This window comes from Pseudogracilibacillus amylolyticus (SeqCode) (assembly GCF_051918545.1).
Taxonomy (GTDB): domain Bacteria; phylum Bacillota; class Bacilli; order Bacillales; family Amphibacillaceae; genus Pseudogracilibacillus.
In genome coordinates, this window is sequence record NZ_JBPPZG010000083.1 from 1 (window position 1) to 2005 (window position 2005).

Genomic DNA, 2005 nt, shown 5'->3' on the forward strand with positions numbered 1-2005 from the left:
TTGAACCGCCGTATACGGAACCGTATGTACGGTGGTGTGAGAGGGGCGGAAAATTAATTTTCCCCTCTACTCGATTCATTGCCTGACGATTGTTCTCATTCAAAATACAGGTCTTTTTATGGTACACTTAAAAATGGATAATTACTGTTGAAAGGGAGTATCTTAGTTGATTACACGAAAAAGTAAGCGTGAAATTAGCCAAATGCAAGAAGCTGGAAAGTTGTTAGTAGCGACACATAAAGAAATTGCTAAAATGATTAAACCAGGGATAACTACGATGGAAATCGATGAATTTGTAGAAAAATTTTTAAAAAAGTACGGTGCAACGCCTGAACAAAAAGGTTTTCAAGGATATCCATACGCCACATGCGCTTCGATAAATGATGAAATCTGCCATGGGTTTCCACGTAAGAAACCATTAAAAGACGGAGATATTGTCACGATTGATATGGTCGTCAATTTAAATGGCGGTTTAGCTGATTCTGCTTGGTCCTATGCAGTAGGAGAAGTGGATGAAAAAGGAAAACGATTGATGGAAGTTACTAAAAAAGCTCTTTACTTAGGCATTGAACAGGCTCAGGTTGGCAACCGGATCGGTGATATTGGTCATGCCATTCAAACGTATGCAGAGGGAGAAGGTTTTTCTGTTGTCCGGGAATTTACTGGCCATGGAATTGGACCGACGATTCATGAGCCGCCGCATATACCGCATTTTGGACAGCCGAATAAAGGTATTCGTTTAAAGGAAGGTATGGTTATAACAATTGAGCCGATGATCAATGAAGGTACTTGGAAAAGTAAAATGGATAAAAACAATTGGACAGCTAGAACTGTAGATAAAGGTCGCTCAGCTCAATATGAGCATACACTTGCTATTACTAAAAATGGACCACTAATTTTAACAGAGCAAGATGAATAAATGGTCTAGAACATTAAGGAGGGGGCATTGATTGGAGCAAGCTTCAAAAAAACAGCAAAGAAATCAATCTTTTTATATGTTTCAAAAAGGAATTCAAGTTGGATTTCCTATTTTACTAGGATATATTCCGATTGCAATTACGTATGGAGTGCTAGCTGCACAATCAGGAATGTCTATCTTTGAATTAACGATGATGAGTGCCCTCGTTTTTGCTGGTGCAAGTCAATTTATGGGAGCAAATATGATTGCGGCAAGTGCAACTGCTGTAGAAATAATCGTCGCAACTTTTGTACTTAATTTCCGCCATTTTGTCATGAGTTTATCTTTTATGAATGAAATTCGTGAGCGCATTTCCTTAAAAGGCAGAACCGGTTTAGCCCTTAGTTTAACAGATGAAACATTTGCAGTTTCTGCTCTTCATAAAGAAGTTGTAAAAGAAGATAAGGCGGTATTTTTTTATGCTGCCATTAATTTATCTGCCTATTTATCTTGGGTTTTTGGTTCTTTTGTCGGTGGAATGTTAGGAGAGGTTATTCCCGAGCAACTAAGTCAAAGTATGGGCATTGCACTTTATGCCATGTTTATCGGTCTTCTTGTACCATCTGTGAAAAAAGAATTACGCGTTGGATTAATCGCAATTATAGCTATGTTGATCAATGTAATTGCAAGTCAATTTGTCAGTAGCGGTTGGGCAATAGTGTTTGGCACAGTGTTTGGTGGTTTAGCAGGTGTTTACTTATTAAAGGAGAAAAGACAATGATCTTTCTTATCATAATTGGTATGTCTCTTGTGACGATGGTTCCTAGAGTAATTCCAGCATTTGTTGTCAATAAATTTCTATTTCGTGACTGGGTGAATCGCTGGTTGCAAGCAATTCCTTATGCAGCTCTTGGTGCTTTAATCTTCCCAGGAATTCTATCTGTCATCGAAGGCGAACCCCATATCGGCATTGTTGGAGGAATTGTCGCGATCGTGCTTGCCTATTTTGGGTTAAATATTGTTTTAGTTGTAATCGGAGCAATTGTTACAGTGTTTTTACTTACAATGTAATATTGGGTGTCCAGGTTTTTTTGGGTACCCTTTATT

3 protein-coding genes are annotated in these 2005 nt (G+C 38.3%); all 3 read left to right on the top strand.

Translation table 11 applies throughout. The features are described 5' to 3' along the window. The first annotated feature begins 166 nt into the window (after positions 1-166). Complete coding sequence (gene map, locus ACPYKA_RS10675; RefSeq protein ID WP_479542277.1) at positions 167-919, top strand: type I methionyl aminopeptidase; 753 nt, start codon at positions 167-169, stop codon at positions 917-919. A gap of 76 nt (positions 920-995) precedes the next feature. Beyond that, positions 996-1679 (top strand): AzlC family ABC transporter permease, encoded by a 684-nt coding sequence (locus ACPYKA_RS10680; RefSeq protein ID WP_479542291.1) that lies wholly within the window; start codon positions 996-998, stop codon positions 1677-1679. Further along, a complete protein-coding gene (locus ACPYKA_RS10685; RefSeq protein ID WP_479542278.1) occupies positions 1676-1969 on the top strand; it encodes an AzlD domain-containing protein in 294 nt (97 codons plus the stop codon). The genes ACPYKA_RS10680 and ACPYKA_RS10685 overlap by 4 nt, the downstream gene beginning before the upstream one ends. Positions 1970-2005: the final 36 nt, after the last annotated feature.